The 21,999-nt window shown below is 70.2% G+C and carries 24 protein-coding genes and 1 riboswitch; of the genes, 5 read left to right on the top strand and 19 right to left on the bottom strand.

What is annotated here, in order from left to right; genetic code table 11:
* Nucleotides 1–539 precede the first annotated feature (539 nt).
* Nucleotides 540–1,541 carry a tyrosine-type recombinase/integrase gene (locus C1A38_RS01675; RefSeq protein ID WP_102656064.1) on the top strand — a complete coding sequence of 334 codons (1,002 nt, stop codon included), beginning with the start codon at nt 540–542 and terminating at the stop codon, nt 1,539–1,541.
* An 8-nt stretch (nt 1,542–1,549) separates the two neighbouring features.
* Here the strand turns inward: C1A38_RS01675 and C1A38_RS01670 are convergent, their stop codons facing one another.
* A complete protein-coding gene (locus tag C1A38_RS01670) occupies nt 1,550–2,269 on the bottom strand; it encodes a hypothetical protein (RefSeq protein WP_102656063.1) in 720 nt (239 codons plus the stop codon).
* A gap of 88 nt (nt 2,270–2,357) precedes the next feature.
* Nucleotides 2,358–3,140 (bottom strand): endonuclease/exonuclease/phosphatase family protein, encoded by a 783-nt coding sequence (locus tag C1A38_RS01665; RefSeq protein ID WP_102656062.1) that lies wholly within the window; start codon nt 3,138–3,140, stop codon nt 2,358–2,360.
* A 179-nt stretch (nt 3,141–3,319) separates the two neighbouring features.
* On the opposite strand from C1A38_RS01665, the gene C1A38_RS01660 reads away from it, so the two are divergent.
* Genes C1A38_RS01660 through C1A38_RS01650 form a run of 3 tightly spaced genes read left to right on the top strand, consistent with a single transcriptional unit; the run spans nt 3,320 to nt 5,527 of the window.
* Nucleotides 3,320–4,099, top strand: coding sequence for a TSUP family transporter (locus C1A38_RS01660; RefSeq protein ID WP_286045875.1), 780 nt, complete (start codon nt 3,320–3,322; stop codon nt 4,097–4,099).
* A 34-nt stretch (nt 4,100–4,133) separates the two neighbouring features.
* The gene (locus tag C1A38_RS01655; RefSeq protein WP_102656060.1) at nt 4,134–4,910 is read left to right on the top strand and encodes a GNAT family N-acetyltransferase; all 777 of its coding nucleotides are present in this window, start codon (nt 4,134–4,136) and stop codon (nt 4,908–4,910) included.
* A 50-nt stretch (nt 4,911–4,960) separates the two neighbouring features.
* The gene (locus C1A38_RS01650) at nt 4,961–5,527 is read left to right on the top strand and encodes a GNAT family N-acetyltransferase (protein WP_102656059.1); all 567 of its coding nucleotides are present in this window, start codon (nt 4,961–4,963) and stop codon (nt 5,525–5,527) included.
* Here C1A38_RS01650 and def read toward each other — a convergent pair.
* Together def and C1A38_RS01640 are read right to left on the bottom strand one after the other, a co-directional pair.
* A complete protein-coding gene (def, locus tag C1A38_RS01645; protein ID WP_102656058.1) occupies nt 5,513–6,016 on the bottom strand; it encodes a peptide deformylase in 504 nt (167 codons plus the stop codon). The genes C1A38_RS01650 and def overlap by 15 nt on opposite strands.
* 50 nt (nt 6,017–6,066) lie before the next feature.
* The gene (locus tag C1A38_RS01640) at nt 6,067–7,257 is read right to left on the bottom strand and encodes a chorismate-binding protein (RefSeq protein ID WP_102656057.1); all 1,191 of its coding nucleotides are present in this window, start codon (nt 7,255–7,257) and stop codon (nt 6,067–6,069) included.
* Between the two features lie 123 nt (nt 7,258–7,380).
* Here C1A38_RS01640 and C1A38_RS01635 point away from each other — a divergent pair, with 123 nt between their 5' ends.
* The gene (locus C1A38_RS01635) at nt 7,381–7,581 is read left to right on the top strand and encodes a DUF5999 family protein (RefSeq protein ID WP_102656056.1); all 201 of its coding nucleotides are present in this window, start codon (nt 7,381–7,383) and stop codon (nt 7,579–7,581) included.
* 127 nt (nt 7,582–7,708) lie between these two features.
* Here the strand turns inward: C1A38_RS01635 and gcvP are convergent, their stop codons facing one another.
* The 15 genes from gcvP to C1A38_RS01560 form a co-directional block, all read right to left on the bottom strand.
* Nucleotides 7,709–10,531 carry an aminomethyl-transferring glycine dehydrogenase gene (gcvP, locus tag C1A38_RS01630; RefSeq protein ID WP_102656055.1) on the bottom strand — a complete coding sequence of 941 codons (2,823 nt, stop codon included), beginning with the start codon at nt 10,529–10,531 and terminating at the stop codon, nt 7,709–7,711.
* Nucleotides 10,532–10,609: 78 nt separating this feature from the next.
* A riboswitch (glycine riboswitch) is annotated at nt 10,610–10,708 on the bottom strand.
* Nucleotides 10,709–10,796: 88 nt separating this feature from the next.
* On the bottom strand, nt 10,797–11,678 hold the full coding sequence (locus C1A38_RS01625) for an NAD-dependent protein deacetylase (protein ID WP_102656054.1): 882 nt from the start codon (nt 11,676–11,678) through the stop codon (nt 10,797–10,799).
* 51 nt (nt 11,679–11,729) lie between these two features.
* Nucleotides 11,730–12,422, bottom strand: a complete 693-nt coding sequence (locus C1A38_RS01620; RefSeq protein ID WP_233196557.1) for a DivIVA domain-containing protein — start codon at nt 12,420–12,422, stop codon at nt 11,730–11,732.
* Nucleotides 12,419–13,597 carry a globin domain-containing protein gene (locus C1A38_RS01615; protein WP_102656053.1) on the bottom strand — a complete coding sequence of 393 codons (1,179 nt, stop codon included), beginning with the start codon at nt 13,595–13,597 and terminating at the stop codon, nt 12,419–12,421. Before C1A38_RS01615 ends, C1A38_RS01620 begins: the two co-directional genes overlap by 4 nt.
* A gap of 2 nt (nt 13,598–13,599) precedes the next feature.
* Nucleotides 13,600–13,998, bottom strand: a complete 399-nt coding sequence (locus tag C1A38_RS01610) for a group I truncated hemoglobin (protein WP_102656052.1) — start codon at nt 13,996–13,998, stop codon at nt 13,600–13,602.
* A gap of 446 nt (nt 13,999–14,444) precedes the next feature.
* A complete protein-coding gene (locus C1A38_RS01605; RefSeq protein WP_102656051.1) occupies nt 14,445–15,032 on the bottom strand; it encodes a MerR family transcriptional regulator in 588 nt (195 codons plus the stop codon).
* 207 nt (nt 15,033–15,239) lie between these two features.
* The gene (locus tag C1A38_RS01600) at nt 15,240–15,704 is read right to left on the bottom strand and encodes a bifunctional nuclease family protein (protein WP_102656050.1); all 465 of its coding nucleotides are present in this window, start codon (nt 15,702–15,704) and stop codon (nt 15,240–15,242) included.
* A 175-nt stretch (nt 15,705–15,879) separates the two neighbouring features.
* Nucleotides 15,880–16,575 (bottom strand): transcriptional regulator FtsR, encoded by a 696-nt coding sequence (ftsR, locus tag C1A38_RS01595; RefSeq protein WP_199180050.1) that lies wholly within the window; start codon nt 16,573–16,575, stop codon nt 15,880–15,882.
* A gap of 50 nt (nt 16,576–16,625) precedes the next feature.
* Nucleotides 16,626–17,078: an oxoglutarate dehydrogenase inhibitor Odhl gene (gene odhI / locus C1A38_RS01590; RefSeq protein ID WP_013733916.1), complete on the bottom strand. Its 453-nt coding sequence runs from the start codon at nt 17,076–17,078 to the stop codon at nt 16,626–16,628.
* Nucleotides 17,079–17,297: 219 nt separating this feature from the next.
* Nucleotides 17,298–17,678, bottom strand: a complete 381-nt coding sequence (gene gcvH, locus C1A38_RS01585; protein WP_102656048.1) for a glycine cleavage system protein GcvH — start codon at nt 17,676–17,678, stop codon at nt 17,298–17,300.
* 53 nt (nt 17,679–17,731) lie between these two features.
* A complete protein-coding gene (locus C1A38_RS01580) occupies nt 17,732–18,652 on the bottom strand; it encodes a DUF881 domain-containing protein (RefSeq protein WP_102656047.1) in 921 nt (306 codons plus the stop codon).
* A 9-nt stretch (nt 18,653–18,661) separates the two neighbouring features.
* Nucleotides 18,662–18,994, bottom strand: coding sequence for a small basic family protein (locus C1A38_RS01575; protein WP_013733919.1), 333 nt, complete (start codon nt 18,992–18,994; stop codon nt 18,662–18,664).
* On the bottom strand, nt 18,991–19,896 hold the full coding sequence (locus C1A38_RS01570; protein ID WP_102656046.1) for a DUF881 domain-containing protein: 906 nt from the start codon (nt 19,894–19,896) through the stop codon (nt 18,991–18,993). The genes C1A38_RS01575 and C1A38_RS01570 overlap by 4 nt, the downstream gene beginning before the upstream one ends.
* Entirely contained in the window at nt 19,893–20,519 is a 627-nt protein-coding gene (gene clsA, locus C1A38_RS01565; RefSeq protein WP_102656045.1) for a cardiolipin synthase ClsA, read from the bottom strand. Before clsA ends, C1A38_RS01570 begins: the two co-directional genes overlap by 4 nt.
* A 300-nt stretch (nt 20,520–20,819) precedes the next feature.
* Nucleotides 20,820–21,998, bottom strand: a complete 1,179-nt coding sequence (locus tag C1A38_RS01560) for a PP2C family protein-serine/threonine phosphatase (protein WP_102656151.1) — start codon at nt 21,996–21,998, stop codon at nt 20,820–20,822.
* Between the last annotated feature and the right edge of the window lies 1 nt (nt 21,999).

Raw genomic sequence — 21,999 nt, 5'->3', positions numbered from 1 at the left:
CCCCACCGGAACTCCAGACCGAGATTCGATAATTGACATTATGTAAAGTAGAGCGAGAAGAGGGCTCTTCCGCGGGCGAGCGGCGGCGTTGCCGGCCCAGCCGGACTGCACCCCGCTCACGATGCCTTTGACCAACCTCACCTCGTCCGGGGCGCCAACAGCTTCACCCGGCGGGCGACCATCTGGCTACGGGCGGCCCACCACAGGCGCGCGAGCGGCACCATGCAGGCCGCAGGACGCCGCCATGCACCCGGTGCCGCGCCGTGCCGACCGAAATCCCAGTGGCCCGCCCGGCCTACCCGCAGGTTGATCCGGTCGATCACCCGGCGGTAAGCCCCGACGGCGATGCGGCGCCACCACCCCGCGCCAAGGGAACGCTGTCAGCTCTTCCCCGCCCACCCAGGCCACCCGACCCGGCCGGCGTCCTCGAGGTGCGGCCGGAACAGCACGAACCCGCCAGGAGCCGCCGGTCATGCGTGATCGTCAAGCGCGCTCCCCTGGACTGGCCGACAACCCGAAAAACATGCATAATATGCCTTATGCATGACAAATCGGGTGTTCTGGTCATCGAGTTGATCGAAGGGTTCCTGACCGCGCGGGCCACCCGTAAGCCCTCACCGCACACCCAGGCGGCGTACCGGCGGGATCTGATCGGGGTCGCGACGCTCGCCGCGGAATTGACCACCCCTCCCCTCCCCCTTGCCGATCTTCGGATCGATGCGCTCTCCCCCGGCCTGCTGCGGACGGCGTTCGCCGGCTTCGCCGCCGACCGGGCCGCCGCCTCGGTCGGTCGCGCCTGGTCGACCTGGAACAGCTTCTTCACGTTCCTGGTGGCCGAGCAGGTGGTGCCGGGCAATCCGATGCCGGCGGTGGGTCGCCCGCGCATGCCGCTCCCCCAGCCCAAGCCGCTGCGTGGTGAGGACACTCCGGAGCAGTTGCTGGCCTCGGCGGCGCGGGGTGAGGGGCGGCAGCGTGATCCGTGGCCGGAGCGGGATGTGGCGGTGTTGGCGTTGGCGCTGTGTGCGGGGTTGCGGTTGTCGGAGTTGTTGGCGCTGCGGGTCGGTTCGCTGTCGGGGCGGCCCGGTGAGCGTCGGGTGGAGGTGGCCGGCAAGGGTGGGCGGCCTCGGGTGTTGCCGGTGGAGCCGGGCCTGGACGAGGTGTTGTCGGCCTACCTGGACAGTCGGGTGCGTCGCTTCGGTACGCGTACGGTGCGACCGGACTCGCCGTTGCTGGTGGATCGGCAGGGTGAGCCGCTGCGCCGGGGTGGGTTGCAGTATCTGGTGGAGTCCTGTTACCGGCGGGCCGGGATCGGTGATCGGGTGCCGCGGGGCGCGCGGCTGCACGCGTTGCGGCACACCTTCGCGACACGGTTGGCGGAGGACGGCGCGGGGGCGGCGGAGATCATGCGGTTGTTGGGGCACGCGTCGTTGGCGTCGTCGCAGACGTACATCGAGGTGACAGCGGGTGCTCAGCGGGAGGCGGTGCGCGCCAACCGCACGAACCGGGCGCTTGTCGGCTTGCTGCGTGCGGCGGTGGGTTGAGCGGGGGCCTATTCGCGGGTGAGGACGGTGGTCTCGGGTGATCCGGGTGCGGTGAGGGTGAGTTTGTCGCCGAGCAGGTTGAGCTTGCCGTCGAAGGAGGTGCGGAAGATCCCGCAGTCCATTTCCAGGACGTAGCGGGAGCGGGCCGGTGAGGTGACTCGGCCGGGGCAGGACCAGTTGGGGTCGGTGATGGCGAAGGTGCCGTTACGGCGGATGGTGATGCGGTCGTCGTGGGGTGGTTCGCCGCTGGTCCAGGTGCCGGCGAGTTTGTTGAGTCGGGCGCTTTCGGTGAGGCCGGCGTGGGGCAGGACCAGGTTGACCAGGATGATGCCGTTGATTGTCAGCAGGACGGCGGCGACGGCGGCGATCAGGAGGATGACGACGGCGTTGGGCTGGCGGTGTGGTGGTGGTTCGTGGTGGGGGCGGTAGGCGGGTGGTAGGTCGCGGGTGAGTTGGTCGACGAGGTGGTGGAGTTCGGCGGCGAACTGCGGGTCGGCTTCCGCTTCGGCGGTGACGGCGCGGGTGGTGTCTCGGCGGGCGGTGGGGTCCGTCGGCTGGTTTTCCAGTTCCCGCAGCAGGTGGGTGCCGATGACGGTGGTGTGGAGTCTGCTGGCGATGCTGCGGTAGAGGTGGTCGGCGGTGGTGTCGGTGTGGTGGCCGGTGCCGGTGGCGGCGATCCGGTCCGCTGCGGCTGCCACGGCCGTGTGTACGACCTGGGCCAGTTCCATGCGTCCTCACCCCGCTGTCGAGTCGGTCGAATCCTTGTCGGATTGCCAACTGTCGATGACGCGGTGGGTGCAGTCAAGACCGGTGTGGTCAGCCGAGATCGACCAGCAGGGGCCGGTGGTCGGAGATGGTCGACAGGGGTGTGTGTACGGCGGTGACCGGGGGCAGGTGGGTGAAGCCGCGCCGGTCGGCCAGGGCGTGGTCGAGTTGGACGCGGGGTGCTCCGGCCGGGTAGGTGGGTCGGCGGCCGAGCAGGTGCCAGCCGGTGGCCAGGCGGGTGGCCCAGGCGGGCAGGTTGAGGTCGCCGAGCAGGATCCGTGGTGCGGGCAGGGTGCGCAGGGCACGGATGACCTGGCGGAGTTGGAGGATGTTCCAGCCGGGGACGAAGGACAGGTGGGTGGCGGCGACGGTGAGCGGTCCGTGGGGGGTGTCCAGGACGGCGGCGAGGACGACGCGGGGTTCGTCGCGGAGCAGGATGAGTCCGCCGCCGCCGGGTCCGGGTGCGTAGACCGGGGAGCGTACGGGTGCGGGTTTCAGGCGGGTGACCTGCCAGGTGGTGACGGGGTGGCGGGAGATCAGGCCGACGCCGTAGCAGGGTTCGCCGTGTCCGTCGTCGTCGTGGGTGAGGGGGCGGAAGGCTATGCCGGGGGTGCCGACGACGGCGGCGGCGAAGCGGTGTTCGTCGGCGTGCAGGGCTTGGGCGGCGATGGCGGTGAGGTCCAGGTTGCCGCTGCGGGACTGGTCGCGGTCGACTTCCTGCAGGGCGAGTACGTCGGCGTCGAGGGCGGTGACGGCGGCGGCGAGGCGGTGGGGGTCGACCAGTCCGTCGGTCAGTGATCGTCCGTGCAGCAGGTTGAACGTGGCCAGGCGCACGCTGTCACCTTAGCGACGGTGGGTGGCACAGTTTCGTGGATGATGCGGGGTCTGTTCTGTTCGATGCTGCTTTTCCTGGCCGTGGGTGGGGTGGGGATCTGGGTGCGGCGGTTGCGGGGCCGGTGAGGCTGACCACAGATGCCCACGTCAGCGGGGTCGTGGTGGGCAGAATGCGGCGCGTGGAGCTTGATCCTTCGACCGTCGCGATCCTGTTGACGGCTGCCGCGATGGCCGGGTGGGTTGATGCGGTGGTCGGTGGTGGGGGTTTGTTGTTGTTGCCGGCGTTGCTGGTGGCGGCGCCGGGTATGCCGCCGGCCACCGCGTTGGGGACGAACAAGTTGGCGGCGATCGCGGGTACGACGACGGCGGCGTTGACGTTCGCCCGCCGTACGAAGATCGATTGGGCGGTGGCGGGGCCGGCGGCGGCGGTGGCGGTGGTGTGTGCCGGGGTGGGTGCGGCGTTGGCGGGTGCGGTGCCGCCGTCGGCGTACCGGCCGGTGGTGCTTGTGGTGTTGCTGGTGGTGGCGTTGTTCGTGTTGTTGCGGCCGCGGTTGGGGGTGGCGGCGGCGCCGCATCGGCGTACGCGGACTCGGGTCGTGGTGGCGGTGTTGGTGGCGGGGGTGGGTATCGCCGCCTATGACGGGTTGATCGGGCCGGGTACGGGCACGTTTCTGGTGTTGGCGTTCACGGCGTTGGTGGGTGCGGATTTCCTGCACGGTTCGGCGATGGCGAAGGTGGTGAACGCGGGTACGAACGCGGGGGCGTTGGCGGTGTTCGCGGTGACGGGGAACGTGTGGTGGTTGCTCGGCGCGGCGATGGCGGTGTGCAACATCGTGGGGGCGATGGTCGGGGCGCGGATGGCGTTGCGGCGGGGTGCCGGGTTCGTGCGGGTGGTGTTGCTGGTGGTGGTGCTGGCGTTGGTGGCGAAGCTGGGTTATGACCAGTGGCTGGCCGGTTGAGGGTGGGCTGCGGCTGTCGTGTGATCATCGGTTGATGCCGGTGCGTGCGGAACATGATCGGTCGGTGTTGGCGGGGCTGTTGGGTCGGGATCCTCAACTGCACGCCTACGAGCTGGGTGATCTGGACGAGTTCTTCTGGCCGTACACGTCGTGGTTTCGGCGGGGTGAGTCGGTGGCGTTGCTGTATCACGGGATGCGGCCGCCGACGTTGCTGGCGTTGACGCGGCCGGAGGGGGTCGCGGAGTCGGCGGCGTTGCTGGGTGAGTTGGCGCCGGTGTTGCCGGCGCGGTTGTGGGCGCACCTGTCCCCCGGTGTGGAGGTGGGGTTGGCGGGGGCGTTTCGGGTGGTGTCGGCGGGTGCGCATCTGAAGATGGCGTTGACGCGGCCGGATCGGTTGGCGGGTGTGGCGGCGGCCGGTGAGGTGCTGGGCCGTGAGCATGTGCCGGCGTTGCGGGAGTTGTACGCGGTGGCGTATCCGGGGAACTGGTTCGATGCCCGGATGGTGGACACGGGCCGGTATGTGGGTGTGTGGGCCGGTGGTGTGTTGGTGGCGGTGGCGGGGGTGCACGTGTACTCCCCCGCGTTCGGGGTGGCGGCGTTGGGCAATGTGACCACTCATCCGGCGTGGCGTGGTCGTGGGTTGGCCTCGGCGGTGGTGGCCCGGTTGTGTGGGTTGCTGCGGGCCGAGGTGGAGCAGGTGACGTTGAACGTGAAGGCCGACAACGGTGTCGCGGTGCGGTTGTACGAGCGGTTGGGTTTCCGTCGGGTGGCGCAGTACGGGGAGTTCGATCTGGCCGCGGTCGGCTGCTGAGGCGGGTTTTCGGGTCGCTTGGGTGGGTGGCCGGTGGGCAGAATGCGCGGATGACTCAGGCGACGTTGCGTACGGCCCGGTTGGTGTTGGTGCCGTTGGCGGATGAGCATCTGCCCGGTGAGATCGAGTTGGACGCCGATGCGCAGGTGATGCGGTTTCTGGGGCCGGTGCGGTCGGCCGAGCAGGTGCGTGAGGTGCATCGGCGGCGGTTGGCGGTGGCCGGGCAGGCGCCGGGGTTGGGGTTCTGGGCGGGTCTGGTGGAGGGTGAGTTCGTCGGCTGGTGGCTGTTGGAGCCGCCGCAGCGTGCCGATCAGGGGCCGGTGGCCGGGCAGGCGGAGTTGGGGTACCGGTTGGCGCGCCGGTGGTGGCGGCGGGGGTTGGCCAGCGAGGGGGCCCGGGAGTTGATCCGGCACGGTTTCGTGGATCTGGGGTTGGGGCGGATCTTCGCCGAGACGATGGCGGTGAATGTGGCGTCGCGGGCGACGATGGCGGCGGTGGGGATGCGGTATGTGCGCACGTTCCACCAGTCGTGGTCGGATCCGTTGCCGGGTGCGGAGCAGGGTGAGGTGGAGTACGAGATCACCCGGGAGCGGTGGGTGGCGTCAGCGGCGGGGTGAGTCGTAGCGTCCGGCGCGGATCTCGCGTAGTGCGCGGCGGCGGACGTCGCCGCGCAGGGTGTCGACGTAGAGGCGGCCGTGCAGGTGGTCGGTTTCGTGTTGCAGGGCGCGGGCGAGGAAGCCGCTGCCGGCGATGGTGAGGGGTTCGCCGTGTTGGTCGAAGCCGTGGGCGGTGGCGTGCAGGGCGCGGGGGGTCGGGAAGTAGAGGCCGGGGATGGACAGGCAGCCTTCGTCGTCGTCCTGTAGTTCGTCGGACAGGTCGAGGGTGGGGTTGATCATGTGGCCGCGGTGGCCGTCGGCGTCGTAGACGAAGACCTGGGCGTTGACGCCGATCTGCGGGGCGGCGACGCCGGCGCGGCCGGGTTTGCCGAGCAGGGTGTCCATCAGGTCGGTGACCAGGGCGCGTAGTTCGGCGTCGAAGCTGGTGATCGGTTCGCTGGGGGTGCGTAGCACCGGGTCGCCGATGATTCGGATGTCCCGCATGGTCATGTCGGAAAGGCTAGTCGGTGGTCGGTGTGCCAGGTGTGTCTGGTTGCGGATCATTGCAGGGCGGCGCGTACGGGGCGGGTTTTGGCTGCTGCTTCGGCGACTTCGGCGTCGGGGTCGCTGTCCCAGGTGATGCCGCCGCCGGCCCACACGTGCACGGTGTGGTGGTCGACGGCGGCGGTGCGGATGGTCAGGCCGAGGTCGATGTGGCCGGGGGCGACCCAGCCGAGGCCGCCCATGCTGGCGCCGCGGCCGACGGGTTCCAGGGCGGCGATGTGGTGCAGGGCGGCGAGTTTCGGGGCGCCGGTGACGGATCCGCCGGGGCAGACGGCGCGGAGCAGGTCGGCCAGGCCGAGGCCGTCGGCGGCCTGGGCGCGGATGGTGGATTCGGCCTGCCACAGGTCACACCATCGGCGTACGGCGAACAGGTCGTCGACGCCGACGCTGCCGGTGGCGGCGATGCGGGCCAGGTCGTTGCGTTCCAGGTCGACGATCATGATGTGTTCGGCGCGTTCCTTGCTGGAGGCGAGCAGGTCGGCGCGGCCGGCGGCGGTGGCGGGGCGGGTGCCTTTGATGGGGCGGGTGGTGAGGGTGCCGTCGCGGACCTCGATGAGGGTTTCCGGGCTGGCGCAGCCGATGGCCCAGTCGGGGCCGGACAGGACGCCGCCGTAGCGGGCGCCGGGGAGTCGGCCGAGGCGGGCCAGGGCGGGCAGCGGGTCGCCGGTGTACGGGGCGGCGGCGTGGCCGACGAGGTTGACCTGGTAGACCTGGCCGCGGCTGATGGCGTGGCGGACGGCTTCTACGGCGGCGGCGTGTTGCTGTGGGCTCCAGCTTTCGGTCCAGGGTCCCCGCGACCAGCCGCTGGTGGTCGGTGGCGGGGGTGGTGGGGTGTCGGTGTGGCCGTAGATGACGACGGCGACGTCGGGCAGGTCGGCGGGGCTGGGTGGGCCGGGGTCGCCGCCGACCATCAGGGCGCCGGCGGTGGCGGAGACGTAGAGGGCGGCGCCGCACAGCTGCTCGTGGTGATGGTTGTGGCGGGGTGCGGGGCGGGCGAGGTCGTGCAGGTGCAGGTCGTGGGCGGTGAGGAAGTCCTGGATTGCGGTGGCGGGGTCACCGCCGTCGGTGGGTCGCCACTGCCAGCGGGCGCGTTCGATGAGGCGGCCGTGGCAGGCGGTGGGGGCGGCGGGTGGCGCGACCACCATTCGTGGGAGCGCTTCCATGACGTCTGACCGATGGATGCTCATCCGTTCAGTGGATTTCCCACGTGCCGCGCGGACATCTGCTCGATGCCGCGCGCTTCCGCTTGGTACTGTGCGTCACTGGTCATGTGAACCATGACACAGTGCCCCCACAGTCCGGAGAACCCGATGTGCCAGCACCAACCCACCTGCCCCTCCGCCGACGCCACCGACCGGGAAGCCGCCAAGGCCATCGCCGGTTTTCCTGAGCAGGGCTGGAGCCTGCTCTGCAACGGCGTCATCGTTTTCGAGGACACCGGCGAGTTGCTTCCCGACGGCAGCAGCATCGCACCCCACCGCGGACCAGCCCGCCACGCCCTCGCCGCCTGACCCGACCACGATCCGTCACGACCTTTCCCGCGTCGCCTCAGGCTAGCTCCCCACTACGGCGCTGGTCACCGCAGGTCGGCGTACCACCGGGGCGGCACCGCAGCGGCCCCGGCGCACACCCTGCCGCTCAGTCCTCGTACGCCTGCGGTGCCGGGCACGAACACACCAGATTCCGGTCGCCGTAGCCGCCGTCGACCCGCCGCACCGGCGGCCAGTACTTCGCCACCCGGTCCACCCCGGCCGGATAGCCGCCCACTGACCGCGGGTACGCGTGCGGCCACTGGTCGCCGGAGACCATCGCCGCGGTGTGCGGCGCGTTGACCAGCGGATTGTCGTCGGCTGGCCACTGCCCCGCCGCCACCGCGTCGATCTCCGCCCGGATGGCGATCATCGCGTCGCAGAACCGGTCCAGTTCGGCCAGATCCTCGCTCTCCGTCGGCTCCACCATCAACGTCCCGGCCACCGGGAACGACATGGTCGGCGCGTGGAACCCGTAGTCGATGAGCCGCTTGGCCACGTCGTCGACACTGACCCCGGTCGCCTTCGTCACCGGCCGCAGATCCAGGATGCACTCGTGGGCCACCAGCCCCTTGTTGCCGGCGTACAGCACCGGGAAGTGCCCGCGCAGCCGCGCCGCCACGTAGTTGGCCGCCAGCACCGCCACCCCGGTGGCCCGGGCCAGCCCGTGCGCGCCCATCATCCGCAGGTACACCCACGGGATCGGCAGGATGCCCGCCGACCCGTACCGGGCGGCCGAGATCGCCGGCCGGCCATCGACCTGCTCGCCGACCGGATCACCGGGCAGGAACGGCGCCAGATGCGCGCGTACCGCCACCGGACCGACCCCCGGCCCACCGCCGCCGTGCGGAATGCAGAACGTCTTGTGCAGGTTCAGGTGCGACACGTCCGCCCCGAACCGGCCCGGCTTGGCGAAGCCGACAAGCGCGTTGAGGTTCGCCCCGTCGACGTACACCTGACCGCCGGCGTCGTGGACCTTCGCGCACAGCGACGCGATGCCCGTCTCGTACACCCCGTGCGTCGACGGATACGTCACCATGATCGCCGCCAGGGTGTCGGCGTGCGCCTCGATCTTCGCGTCCAGGTCGACCAGGTCGACGTTGCCGTCGGCGTCACAGCCGACCACCACCACCCGCATGCCGGCCATCACCGCGCTGGCGGCGTTGGTGCCGTGCGCCGACGACGGGATCAGACACACGGTGCGGTGCCCCTCACCGCGGGAGCGGTGGTAGGCGCGGATCGCCAGCAGACCCGCCAACTCCCCCTGTGAGCCGGCGTTGGGCTGCACACTTACCGCGTCGTAGCCGGTCACCTTCGCCAGCCACCCCTCCAACTGGGTGATCATCGTGCGGTAGCCGGTGGTCTGGTCGGCCGGCGCGAACGGATGCAGGTGCGCGAACTGCGCCCAGCTGATCGGCTCCATCTCGGTGGTCGCGTTGAGTTTCATGGTGCACGAACCCAACGGGATCATGCCCCGGTCCAGGGCGTAGTCCAGGTCGGCGAGGCGACGCAGGTACCGCAGCATCGCCGTCTCCGAGTGGTGGCTGCGGAACACCGGGTGGGTCAGGAACTCCGACGTACGGGCCAACGCGCCCGGCAGGGCCGCGTCCACGTCACCGTCGACGCCGTCGACGCCGAACGCCGCCCACACCGCCGCCAGGTGCACCGCCGTGGTGGTCTCGTCGCAGGAGATCCCCACCCGGTCGGCGTCGACCAGCCGCAGGTTGACGTTGCGGGCCGCCGCGGCGGCCACCACCTCGGCGGCGCGCCCCGGCACGGTCGCGGTGACGGTGTCGAAGAACGGCACGTCGGCCACGTCGACGCCACCGGCGCGCAGGCCGGCCGCGAGCCGGGCCGCCATCTCATGGGTACGCGTCGCGATGCGCCGCAGCCCGTCCGGGCCGTGGTAGACGGCGTACATGCTGGCCATCACCGCCAGCAACACCTGCGCGGTGCAGATGTTGCTTGTCGCCTTCTCCCGCCGAATGTGCTGTTCGCGGGTCTGCAACGCCAACCGGTACGCCGACTGCCCGGCCGTGTCCCGCGACACCCCGACCAGCCGGCCCGGCAGCATCCGCTCCAGACCCCGCCGCACCGCCAGATATCCGGCGTGCGGGCCACCGAAGCCCATCGGCACCCCGAAGCGTTGGGTGGTGCCCGCGGCGATGTCGACACCGATCTCCCCCGGCGGACGCAGCAGCGTCAACGCCAGCAGGTCCGCCGCGACGGTCACCAACGCGCCGACGCCGTGCGCGGCCGCCACCAACCGGGCATGATCACGTACGGTTCCCGAGGCGCCCGGATACTGCAGGTGCAGACCGAAGAACTCCGCCGGCAACTCGTCACGGTCCACGTCGACGACCCGCACCTCGATGCCGAGCGGCTGCGCCCGGCCGGTGATCACCGCGAGGGTCTGCGGCAGCGTGTCGGCGTCGACCACGTACACCGCGCTGGAACTCTTCGACGCCCGCCGGGCCAGGGTCATCGCCTCCGCCGCAGCCGTGCCCTCATCCAGCATCGACGCGTTGGCGGTCGCCAGGCCGGTCAGATCCGACACCATGGTCTGGAAGTTCAGCAGCGCCTCCAACCGGCCCTGACTGATCTCCGGCTGGTACGGCGTGTACGCGGTGTACCAGGCCGGGTTCTCCAGCACGTTACGGCGGATCACCGCCGGGGTGTGCGTACCGTGGTAACCCAACCCGATCATCGACACGGCGACGGTGTTCTCGGCGGCCAGGGCCCGCAACTCGGCCAGGGCCTCGTGCTCGCCGGCCGGCTCCGGCAGATCCAACCGGCCGTGCCAGCGGATCACCTCCGGGATCGCCGCGTCCATCAACTCGTCGATCGACGCGTACCCGACGGTTTCCAACATCCGGCGCTCATCGTCCGGGCCGGGACCGATGTGACGGTCGGCGAACAGCTCTGCGGTCATGGGTGGCGCTCCCGCGAAGGTGGGGGTCGACAGGTCGGCCCTCCCCCTCTGTCACACCCACAGGCGCTCCACAGTGCCTGACACCACGCGGTCCTTTTGCCTGAGAGGTTCCGGGGAGGATTTGCCCCTTCGGCGCCGACCCGGCTACGCCAGGACGGTCTCTCCCACGTGGGTGCTACCGGCACGATCAACGCTACCAGCGCCCCCGCGGGCCCACACCGAACCCCCGGCCGACCCGCCTCGCAGGTGCCGTCGGGTGCCCCGCTCAGCCGGCGGCCGGCGTCACCGCGTCGACTGCCGGCGGCTGCGCACCGGCGGTCAGCAGCCGCTGCGCCAGGGCCGGCAACACCTGCCCCAACGGCGCGTCCACCCGCAGCAAGGCATGTGCGTCGCCCCGCGTCGCCCCCTGGTTGACGATCACCACCGGCACCCCGTGCCGGGCCGCCGCGGTGACGAACCGACGCCCCGACAACACCGTCAACGACGACCCCAGCACCAGCAGCAACCGGGCGCCGGCCACCATCGCGAAACAGTCCCGCACCCGCCCGGCCGGCACCGTCTCACCGAAGAACACCACGTCGGGCTTGAGCATCCCACCGCAGCTGCGGCAGTCGACCGTACGGAAACCGGCCACCTCGGTGTCGTCGAGTTCCACGTCACCGTCGGGGTTGATCGCGGCGGCCCGGCCGGTAAAATCCGGGTTCAGCAGGCGCAGCCGCCCGTCCAACTCCTGCCGCGACGTGCGCTGCCCACAGCCCAGGCAGACCACCTGGTCGAGCCGACCGTGCAACTCCACCACGTCACGGCTGCCCGCCGCGGTGTGCAGCCCGTCGACGTTCTGGGTGATCACCCCGGTCACCAGGCCGCCGTGCTGCAGCCGGGCCACCGCCCGGTGACCGTCGTTCGGCGCCGCCTGCGCCATCAACCGCCATCCCAGGTGACTGCGGGCCCAGTAGCGGCGGCGGGCCTGCGCGTCACCCACGAACATCTGATACGTCATCGGGGTGTGCCGGCGGGCCACCCCACTCGGCCCCCGATAGTCCGGAATGCCCGACTCGGTGGACAGGCCGGCGCCGCTGAGCACCACCACCTCACCACCGGCCACCAGCCCCGCCACCGGCTCGATCACGTCTGCCACCCGACCCATGCTGCCCCAGCCGGCAGGCCCCCGACCAGCCAGGCGCGCCGGCGAGGACGGTCAGGGCTGCTGGTGACGCGGCACCGCACCCGCCGGCACCGCCGGCGCGCCGATGCGCTCCATCGTGCGCGCCAACTGGGCACTGCCGTCGTCGAGGTGCCGCGCCGCCGCCCGCATGTGCGAGATCATCATCTCGCCGTAGATCCGCAACGCCTCCCGCGCCGCCACCCCGTCGTCGAACGACGCCCCGGCCGACGCCCGGTAATCCTGCACCGCCCGCTCCGCCTCCTGGCGGGCCTGCTCCACCGCCGCCCGCACGTAACTCTCGTACTGGGTGCGGGCGTACTCGGCGACCCGCCGCGCATAGTCGTGCGCCTGCGCGATGATCTGCTCGGCCTCCCGCTGCGCCGCCGACAGCAGATTCACCTCCTTGGTCGCCGGCAACGACGCCGTCGGCTCCGCGCTCGGAATCACCCCGTGCCGGTGCAACTCCACGTGGTCACCCAACCGCTCGTTCTCGGCGCGCAGGTTCGCCACCTGGGTGGCCAGCAGATCCAACTCGTCGGCCACCTGCATCCGGAACCGGTCCACGTCGGCCTGGTCGTAGCCGCGCCGCGCGAACGACGACGAACCGAACTCCCACCGCCGGACCCGGTCCGCGGTGATCCGCACCGGCACCCCACCGACGGAATCGGTGCCGTCGTACCGGCCGAGGGGCACCGCCACCCCGACACGACTGCGAGACTCACTCACCGGGCACCTCCGCGCTCATCAGGGACGGGCGACGTCGACACCGCCGACCGCCACGCCGGGCCGTACCACCGCTGACCCGGATCCTCGTGGTGCAGCTGCCCCCGGTGATAACCCGCCCGGGTCAACGCCGCCACCGTCAACGCCACCACGTCATCGGAACCACACACGTACACGTGCCGGGACCGCCAGTCACCGTCGGCCAACGCCCGGTCCACCGGATAGACGAACTCACCCGGCCGCTGCAGGTCCACCCCGGCCACCTGCGTCACCGTCAACCACGGATACGACGCCGCCAGCTTGTCGAGCCCCTCGGCGTCGTAACACTCGCCGGGGGAACGGAACCCGACGTACAGGTCCACGCGGCGCGGCGACTCCTCGGCCGCCACCTGCTCCACCAACGCCTTCAACGGCGCCCAGCCGGTACCGGCCGCCAGCAGCAACAGATTCGCCGACCCGGCCGAGGACAACGTCAACCCGTCCCCCACCGGCGCCGCCAGATGCACCTGGTCACCCACCGCGCACCCGTACACCAGCCGCGACGACACCGCACCACCCGGCACGGCCCGCACATGCAACTCCAGCGTGCCGTCCGCGCGGGGAGCATTCGCCGGCGAGTAGTACCGCCACGACCGCAACGCCGGATGCGACAGCCCGATCGACTGGCCCGGCGTGAACGGCAACAGGTACTGCGGTCGTACCGTCAGCACCGCCACGTCGAAACCCCGCCGCTCATGACCGACCACCTCCGCCACCCACCACGGTGGCTGCACCGCCTCGGCGGCCTGCGCGGCCTCCGTCATCACCTTCGCCACCAGCCCGTACGCCGCCGACCAGTCCTGCGCCAGCTCGTCGGTCCACGCCTCGGCGAGGAAATGCCGCAACGTCGCCAGCAACGCCTGACCGACCGCCGGATAGTGCTCCGCCCGCACCGCGAACTTGCGGTGGTCGGCGCCCAGCTCCTGCAGGTAACCGGCCAGCCGGTCGACCTGATCCACCTGCGACACGATGTGACCGAGCGCGGCGACCAGCCGATCCCGCTGACCCGCCATGTTCGTCGGGAACATCTGCCGGGTCTGCGGATGGGTCAGGAACAGCGTCGAATAGAAGTACAGCGGCACCTGGTCACCGTGCGCGGCAACCGCCGACCAGCTGCGCTTGAGTCGGGAAACGTCCACGCTCAGGCGTCCGCCTGACGCCCGCCGGCCACCACCTGGTCCTGCACCTGCGCCAACACCGCCTGCACATCGGTGATCACGTCACCCGGCACGTTCAACTGCGTCAACACCGCCGTCAGATGCCCGCCCACCTGCTGGTAGTGCGCCACCGGAATCTGCAACGGCTGATGCGCCGTGGCCAGATCACGACCCCGGTACTCGTTCGGGCCACCCAGCACCACGGTCAACATCTGCGCCATGTGCCGACGCTGCCCGGCCATGTCCACCTCGGTGAAGTAGCCGGCCAACTCCGGGTCGGCCAGCACCCGGTCGTAGAACAACTCGACAGCGGCCTTGACCGAACCGGTCCCACCGATGCGCTCGAAATGCGAAACCGGCGTGGGCTCCTCGGTAACCGTCACAGGTCATTCCTTCCGTCCGTCCAGCAGGGGTGGGCGCGTCGACGCGCACCGACGACGATCTGCCGACATCGACCGTGCCGCGACGCTACGACAGCGACGCCATGCAGACCGTGACGGACGATAGCGTGCCGCGCCGCCCACGTCAGAACCAACCTGTCAGCTGACCGACAACACAGAATCACGAAGAGTGACCGCCGAAAACTGGTCGTCATCGGACGGACACGCAAAGCGGTCACCGTCCACTGGGCCCACACCCCGACCACCGGCACTGGCCAGCACCGACAAACCGACCCGCCGGCCCGCGACCCACCACACCGGACCGACACCGGCGACCAGAACAACACTCAACGTGATCGAGAAAAAACCAAAGAATGGAAACCCTCACCGGCACACCCACGGGTGGCACCACCACATGACGGTCGCGACTCAGCCGACCGACCGAGCAGTCAGCCCGCCCGACGCCGCGCCCGACGCGCCGCCAACTCGTCACCCACCGCCGGCTCCTGCGGCTCGTCCGGCTCCACCGCCACCCCCGCCGGCTCCGCCGGCAGATGCGACAACGACCCCTGGATCTCCTTGAACGCACCACCGATCGCGATGCCGAACACCCCCTGGCCGCCCTGCAACAGGTCGACCACCTCCTCCGGAGACCGACACTCGTACACCGTCGTCCCATCGGAGATCAGCGTGATGCCCGCCAGATCCGCCACACCACGCGAACGCAACGCCTCGATCGCCTTACGGATGTTCTGCAACGACACCCCGGCGTCCAACAACCGCTTCACGACCTTCAACACCACCAGGTCGCGGAACGAGTACAACCGCTGCGTCCCCGAACCCGACGCATCCCGCACACTCGGCACCACCAACGCCGTACGCGCCCAGTAGTCCAACTGCCGGTAACTGATGCCCACCGCGTGGCACGCCGTCACACCCCGGTACCCCACCGCACCGTCACTGTCAGTCGCCGACCCGGGTGTCCCACCCGACTCGTCCAGCCCGCTCACCGGATCGGAATCCCGCGGCTCGTGCATCTGGACAACCTCCCCGTCAGTGCGGTGACACGTCGTCTCTGAGACGCGCACCCCTCGACACGGGCAACCCTATAGCGACCGTCGAGCGTTACCACGGAGAAACCATCGCGACACGCCGCGCATCGACAGCGACGAGCATCACCCTCACCGACAGTGACCGCCAGTGTGGGGCGAGCAGCAACCAGCCCGCGACCCGGGCCCACCAGCTCAGCCGGCGAAATCCTCCGGACGCACCTGCTCCAGGAACTCCCGGAACTTCTCCACCTCGTCCTCCTGCTCGTCAGGGATCACGATCCCCGCCTCACTGAGGACCTGCTCGGCACAACGAATCGGCGCACCGACCCGCAACGCCAAAGCGATCGAATCACTGGGCCGCGCCGAGACCCGCAGCCCGTCACCGATCAACAGATCAGCGAAGAACACGTTCTCCTTCAGCTCAGTGATCTCCACCGCCCGCAACGGCGCCTTCAACGCCGCCAACACATCCCGCAGAAGATCGTGAGTCAACGGCCGGGCCGGCTTGACACCCTGCTGCTCGTAAGCGATCGCCGTCGCCTCCACCGCGCCGATCCAGATCGGCAGATAGCGGTCCCCCTCGACCTCCCTGAGCAGGACGATCGGCTGGTTACTGGGCAACTCAACCCGAACCCCGACCACGCTCAGCTCGCGCACCGCCGCCTCCGTGTCGTTGTCACCTACGCCGCACCGCGCCCTTCTCTGCACGGTACACGGACCGCGACACGGCCGTCCCATGCGCTTCCCGCACCAACAACCGCGCCAGAAGAGGGGTTACCCCCGCAAGCCTACGCCACGCACGGCCGGGCAGATCCGACCACACACAGCCGCCTCAGCGCCCCAACGTCGAGCGCAACCCCACCCGCACCAGCGCCGCATGCAACTGCTGCGACAAGCCCACCAGCTCCCGCGCCGTCTCCGCCGCCCGCGCCCGCGCCGCCGGATCACTCTGCCGCACCAACGGCGCCACCAACTGCGCGAACAAACCGACCTCCCGGTCAGCCGCCGTCCGATAACCCCGCAGATGCCGCGGCTGGAACCCGTACGCCGAAAGCCCCGCCACCGCCTTCGCGATGATCAACGCATCGCCGTCGTACCAACCCGGCGGATCCGACACCACCAGCCCGAGCCGCTCCAACTCCCCCAACGTCGACTCGTCGATCCCGCTGCGCGACACCAACTCCGAGCGACCCAGCCGCACCTGAGCCGACTCCGGACCAGCGCCCCGCCCCGGCACCTCACCATCGGGACCCACCGCCACCAACGCCGGCCGGGACCGCTCCGGCACCTCACCCGTGGCTTCCCACCCCGCCAACTGCTCACGAATCACCCGCAACGGCAGATACTGATCCCGCTGCGCGGTCAACACGAACCGCAACCGCGCAACATCGTCCCAGCCGTACTTCCGGTAACCCGCCGCCGTGCGCTGCGGCTCCACCAGGCCCTCGGCCTCAAGGAACCGCAGCTTCGAAATGGTCACGTCGGGAAAATCCACCCGCAGCTGGGCCAGCACCTCGCCGATGCTCATCAACGGCTGGGCGCGACCCGCCCCGGACGGCGTCGAGGCCGCAGGCTCGTTCACCCCCGGCCGGCCTCGCCCTCAGGGCGCGGACCGGCGATGAACACCACCCGGAACTTGCCGATCTGCACCTCGTCACCGTTGGTCAACGTCGCCGCCTCGACCCGCTCCCGGTTCACGTACGTGCCGTTCAAACTGCCCACGTCCCGCACCGTGAACGTCCCACCATCACGGTGGAACTCCGCATGCCGACGCGACACCGTCACATCGTCGAGAAAAATGTCACTGTCCGGGTGCCGGCCACTGGTCGTCACATCGTGATCCAGCAGGAACCGCGCACCCGCGTTCGGACCCCGACGAACCACCAGCAGCGCCATCCCCGGCGGCAACGAACCGGACATCCGGCTCGGCACCACATCGGTGTCCGGCCCCTCCAACGCTTCTTCGAGCGAACCGAGATTGAGCGTCGACGTGACGTCGAGCGGGGGGAACTCGTCGCCTGGGCGAGTCATGGGACCACCTCACGGATCTGTTTCGGTCGGCGTCGGGTGACGGCGGGTCTGGCCGCCGGGGCGCACATCCCCCCGGCGGCTGGCTCTCCGTGCCTCGAAAGGCTGTCCGCGACGCTCAACAAATGGGTTCTCGGTCGACTGGGCGAGCCTAGCCAGCGCCGAAAAACAGGGCAACCGGACGCGCGGCACAGACACCAACGCGCCGACACAGCAAAACGCTCAGCTCTCCGTCAACTCGCGATACGCGTCCGCGGTGAGCAGCCCGTCGACCGCCGCCGGATCCGCCACAGCGATCTCCACCAACCAACCCGACCCGTACGGATCCGTGTTGATCACCTCGGGCGTGTCGGCCAACACCTCGTTACGCGCCGACACCGTACCCGCCACCGGGGCGTACAACTCCGACACGCTCTTGGTCGACTCGATCTCACCCAACGGCTCACCGGCCGCCACCACCGCACCGGCCTCCGGCAACTGCACGTACACGATGTCGCCGAGAGCATCCTGCGCGAAATGAGTGATGCCGACCCGCACGGCCCCGCCGTCAGCGGCCGCCACCCACTCATGCTCAGCGGTGTAACGCAGATCCTCAGGAATCACCAGCGTCCTCATCCATCGCGACACCGGACCTCACCGATGCCGGCCCACCAGGCCTAACCGACCGGACGGGCGTGTTCCAGTGTTCTGGGCACGTGCAGCGCCGAAACCTCGGCAACCTCACGATCCTCAACGATCACGTTACCGCCGTCCTGCGCCACCGACGCCACCACCCCACCGGGAATGTTCAACCCCGTACGCATCGTCGCCGGATCACCGATCACCGTGATCGTGAACGGACCCGACAACGGACGCCCATCCACGATCAACGAGCCGTTCTCCCCGTCCAGGAAGTACGTCGACGCCACGATCCGCACCGACGCCCGGTCACCACCGGAAATCTGCATCGCCTCCGCGCCGGCACCCCGCAACTCCTGCACCGCATCCAACACCCGGATCGCCGAAATCGGCTTCGCACCCGCCTGGAACCGCACCGCCAGACCCGGACCCCGCGCCGGCAACGTACCCGCCAGAATCCCCAACTCGTCCGCCCGCCGCGTCGCCTCCTGCAACGCCGCCTGACGCCCCTGCTCACCCGAACGCAACTGCCGCTGACTCTCCTCCAACGTCGAGATGTCCTGCCGCAGCCGAACGTCCCGCGCCTCCAGGTCGTACAGAATCCGCACCAGGTCCTCCTGGCGCGCCGCCGCCAACGACGAATCCGTCGACGTGGTCTTCAACTGCACCGCCAGCGTGAACCCCAACAACACCAGCAACACGCTGATCATCACCGTCGCGGAACCGAACCGCCGCCAACCCGCCGCCACCGCCGCCGCGAACGACCCCGCCGCCGACTCGTCCCCACCCTTGGCCGGCGCATCGTCCTGCGGCGGGCGCCCCTGCGGCGACAACGGACTCAGCTCGTCCGGATCCGGCGCCTCCGGCCGCGGATCCGGCTCACCCGCCGGACCATCCGGCCGCACCGGACCCGCCGGCTGCGGCCACCCCGTACCCGTCTCGGTGTGCTCGTCAGTCACGCCACAAACCTACGCCCGGAACAGGTGCCGGCGGATCGCCGCCACGTTTCCGAAGATACGCACACCCAACACGACCACCACACCGGTGGACAACTGCCCACCCACACCCAACTGGTCACCCAGATACACGATCAACGCCGCCACCAGCACGTTGGAGATGAACGACACCACGAACTGCTTGTCATCGAAGATGCGGTCCAACTTCGCCCGGACCCCACCGAACACCGCGTCCAGCGCCGCCACCACCGCGATCGGCAGGTACGGCTGCAACGCCGCCGGCACCGTGGGATCCAACCACAGACCGAGCACCACACCGGCCAGCAGAGCCAGCACCGCGATCATCGACCACCTCCGGAGGGACTGGGGGACCCGCTACCCGACGGCGACACACTCGGACTCACCGCAGGCTCCGCGTAGCGTAGCCGCGGCTCCGGCGCCGCCGGCAACGTGAGGTCATCGACCTGCCGCACACCGAACGACAACCCGGTGTCCTGCGCCACCTTGCGCATCGTCAATGCGCTCCGACTGGCCTCGTACCGCTCACGCATCGACCTCGGACCGATCGCCGACACCTCGTACGGCCCGGTCACCGGCCGGAAGTCCACCAGGATCGCCTGACCCGCGTTGCGGATCGTCGAGGTCGCCGTCAACCGCTGCCCGTTGATCGCGATCGCCTCCGCCCCCGCACCCCACAGGTCGTTGGCCACCCCCTGAAGGTCGCTGTAGAGCACCTGCGACGGGCCGACGTTGGCCCCACCGAGGCCATCCTGACCACTCGGGCCGTCCTCCAACCGGACCACCACACCGTCACCGCGCACCCGACCGAGACCGGTGCTTGCCGCAAGATTGCGCAGCCGCGACGCCTGCGAACCGCTCAGCTGCGCCTCCCGCTGCCGGTTCACCTCATCGCGCAGCTGGTCGGCGCGCTCCGACATCGCGTCCGTGTCGGCCTGCCGCTGCTTGATCTGCGCCACCAGACCCGAGCGGGCCTGCGCCCGCCCCGACTCCTCGGCCGTGGTCTGCCGGTACGCCACCGCGCAGAGAAAACCCAGCAGCACGATCAACACCAGGCTCACCGGACTCACCGTCCAGCCGGGTCGAGGCGATCGCCCGCGACGCGCCCGCGCCTGCGCCGCGTCGGCGTAACCCGGATCCAACGGGTTACGGAACAACTCGGTCAGGAAGTCCGGAGTGAAGGTCCGTACGCCGCGACGCTCGTCGTCGTCACCCACGCGCTCGCTCATGCCTCTCCCCGTCCCCGTACCGCCCGCACCAGCTGGCGGGCCTGGATCACGTAGAACGCGCCGGCCACCCAGTAGAGCACCAGACCCCACCAGGCCAGGGCCCAGCCCATCGGGTGCGCGACCGCCGTGGTGGCCGACACCGTCGCGGCCAGCAGCAGCAGCGGAAAGGCCGCGAGCAGCAGGAACGTGGCGGTCTTACCGACGTAGTGCACCGGCGGCGGACCGTAGCCGTGCCGGCGCAGCACCGCCAGCGACACCAGCAGCAGCGCCTCCCGGGCCAGCAGGGCCGCGGTGAACTGCCAGGGCACCACGTCCCGGGCGGTGAAGGCGATCAGGACGGCGAGGATGTACAGCCGGTCGGCGAGCGGGTCGAGCAGCTCACCGAGGCGGCTGACCTGGCGCAGGCGACGGGCGATCCAACCGTCGACCCAGTCGCTGGTGCCGCCGACGGCCAGCACCACGACCGCGGCCACGTCCGCGCGGGCGACGAGGAACAGGTAGAGGAACAACGGGACACCGGCCAGCCGCACGAAGCTGATCACGTTCGGCACGGTCAGTACGCGGTGCTCTCCACCGGCGTCGGCGCCCTGGGGTGGCTCCGTTCGAGCGGGCCGACGCGACACCGAACCTCCTTCGCGGCACGCCGGTCCGCCGCGGGCCCCTGGTCCGCCGGCGGTCGTACGCGCTGTCCCGTCGGCTGACGCCGACTCCCCCTGTGATCCCGATCCGGGATCGTCCCTGGCCCTGCCGTCCGCTGTCGAAGATCGCGAACCGGCGGAATGCGCTGCCACTATATCGGGCCTCGGTGCGGGACCCGCCTTGCAGCAGCGCCAGGTGGGATGTCTGGTGTCGAGGTGATGGTGGTCACCATGCGTAGAGCGTCCTAGGATGAATGCTGTGGGGTGTGGGTTGCTGCCTACTCGTCAACCGTCCGCCCGGTCGCCCCCGCCGTGCCAGTCCAGGCACACCACCACCGCGTCGTCGCGCAGGTCGGCGTCGGCGTGGAAGGCCTGCAACTCGCGCATCACCGTACCGACCGCCTCGCTCGGCGGCTGCAACCGCGTGGCCCGCATGGACCGGGCCATCGCCCGCTGGCCGTACGCCTCCTTGCCGCTCGGATCGGCCCCCCACACACCGTCGGAGACGACGAACAACCGGTCCCCCGGATCCAGGTCGAACTCCTGAAGGTCGTACCGGGTCTCGGCGAACATGCCCAACGGCAACTGCTGCTCCAGCACCAGGCGGGTGACCGCGCCACCCCGCAACCGCATCAGGTGCGGCGAGCCCGCGTCGACGGCCCGCACCCGCCCGGTCGTGCAGTCCAGTTCGAGCAGCACGGTGGCCACGTGCCGGTGCCCACGATGCTGGTAGTAGACCGTGTCGGAGGCCAGTTCGGCCTGTTCCACGAGTCCGCCGCCGGAGCGGCGGGCGTTGCGCATCGCGTTGACCGTCACCGCGGTCAGCAAGGCCGCGGCGAGCCCGATGGTGTCGCCGTTGAGCACGGTCACGGTCAGCCGGTCGTCGTTCAACGACCAGTCGAAGTGGTCACCGCTGACCGTGTACGCCGGTTCGAGCTGGCCCGCCACCTGGAAGGCCTCGTGGCTGATGCCGCGTCCGGGCAGCAACTCCCACTGCAACTCGGCCGCCATGCTCAGCCGCTCCCGGCGGCGGGCCCGCCGGTACCTGTCGGTCTCCCGGTCCGCGGCGCGCAACGCCATGGCCACCTCACCGGCGATGTCCGTCGCCGCGGCGACGATCTCCTCCGACGGGGCCTGCGGCAACTCGACCATCAGCACACCCAGCCGCTCCCCCCACACCGTCAGCGGCAGGTAGAGCCGGCAGCGGCCCTGCGGCTCACTGCCGCGCACCGACTGCTGACTGCTGAAGCAGCGCTGCACCATGCTCTGCACCGCCTGACCGGCGACCTGCGGCTGGCGGGCGTCGAGCACCGGCCACAGACCGTTGATCCGGTAGTCGGCGACGAACACGGCGGTGCCCAAGGCACCGAGTACGGAACGAATGGCCTGGTCGGCGGCCTCGACCACCCGGTCGGGCGGGGCCTCGCGCAGGGCGCGGGAGATCCCCGTGAGCGCATCCGCCATG

The sequence above is a fragment of the Verrucosispora sp. ts21 genome, assembly GCF_002879555.1.
GTDB classification, from domain to species: Bacteria; Actinomycetota; Actinomycetes; order Mycobacteriales; family Micromonosporaceae; genus Micromonospora; species Micromonospora gifhornensis.
This window is presented reverse-complemented; position numbering and strand designations above follow the sequence as displayed.

What these genes read in the sequence shown, in the direction of transcription:
- C1A38_RS01675 (WP_102656064.1), top strand. Translation starts at nt 540, where the DNA reads ATGCATGACAAATCGGGTGTTCTGGTCATCGAGTTGATCGAAGGGTTC.
- C1A38_RS01670 (WP_102656063.1), bottom strand. Translation starts at nt 2,269, where the DNA reads ATGGAACTGGCCCAGGTCGTACACACGGCCGTGGCAGCCGCAGCGGAC.
- C1A38_RS01655 (WP_102656060.1), top strand. Translation starts at nt 4,134, where the DNA reads ATGCCGGTGCGTGCGGAACATGATCGGTCGGTGTTGGCGGGGCTGTTG.
- C1A38_RS01650 (WP_102656059.1), top strand. Translation starts at nt 4,961, where the DNA reads ATGACTCAGGCGACGTTGCGTACGGCCCGGTTGGTGTTGGTGCCGTTG.
- def (WP_102656058.1), bottom strand. Translation starts at nt 6,016, where the DNA reads ATGACCATGCGGGACATCCGAATCATCGGCGACCCGGTGCTACGCACC.
- C1A38_RS01640 (WP_102656057.1), bottom strand. Translation starts at nt 7,257, where the DNA reads ATGAGCATCCATCGGTCAGACGTCATGGAAGCGCTCCCACGAATGGTG.
- C1A38_RS01635 (WP_102656056.1), top strand. Translation starts at nt 7,381, where the DNA reads ATGTGCCAGCACCAACCCACCTGCCCCTCCGCCGACGCCACCGACCGG.
- gcvP (WP_102656055.1), bottom strand. Translation starts at nt 10,531, where the DNA reads ATGACCGCAGAGCTGTTCGCCGACCGTCACATCGGTCCCGGCCCGGAC.
- C1A38_RS01625 (WP_102656054.1), bottom strand. Translation starts at nt 11,678, where the DNA reads ATGGGTCGGGTGGCAGACGTGATCGAGCCGGTGGCGGGGCTGGTGGCC.
- C1A38_RS01605 (WP_102656051.1), bottom strand. Translation starts at nt 15,032, where the DNA reads ATGCACGAGCCGCGGGATTCCGATCCGGTGAGCGGGCTGGACGAGTCG.
- ftsR (WP_199180050.1), bottom strand. Translation starts at nt 16,575, where the DNA reads ATGAGCATCGGCGAGGTGCTGGCCCAGCTGCGGGTGGATTTTCCCGAC.
- odhI (WP_013733916.1), bottom strand. Translation starts at nt 17,078, where the DNA reads ATGACTCGCCCAGGCGACGAGTTCCCCCCGCTCGACGTCACGTCGACG.
- C1A38_RS01575 (WP_013733919.1), bottom strand. Translation starts at nt 18,994, where the DNA reads ATGATCGCGGTGCTGGCTCTGCTGGCCGGTGTGGTGCTCGGTCTGTGG.
- C1A38_RS01570 (WP_102656046.1), bottom strand. Translation starts at nt 19,896, where the DNA reads ATGAGCGAGCGCGTGGGTGACGACGACGAGCGTCGCGGCGTACGGACC.
- C1A38_RS01560 (WP_102656151.1), bottom strand. Translation starts at nt 21,998, where the DNA reads ATGGCGGATGCGCTCACGGGGATCTCCCGCGCCCTGCGCGAGGCCCCG.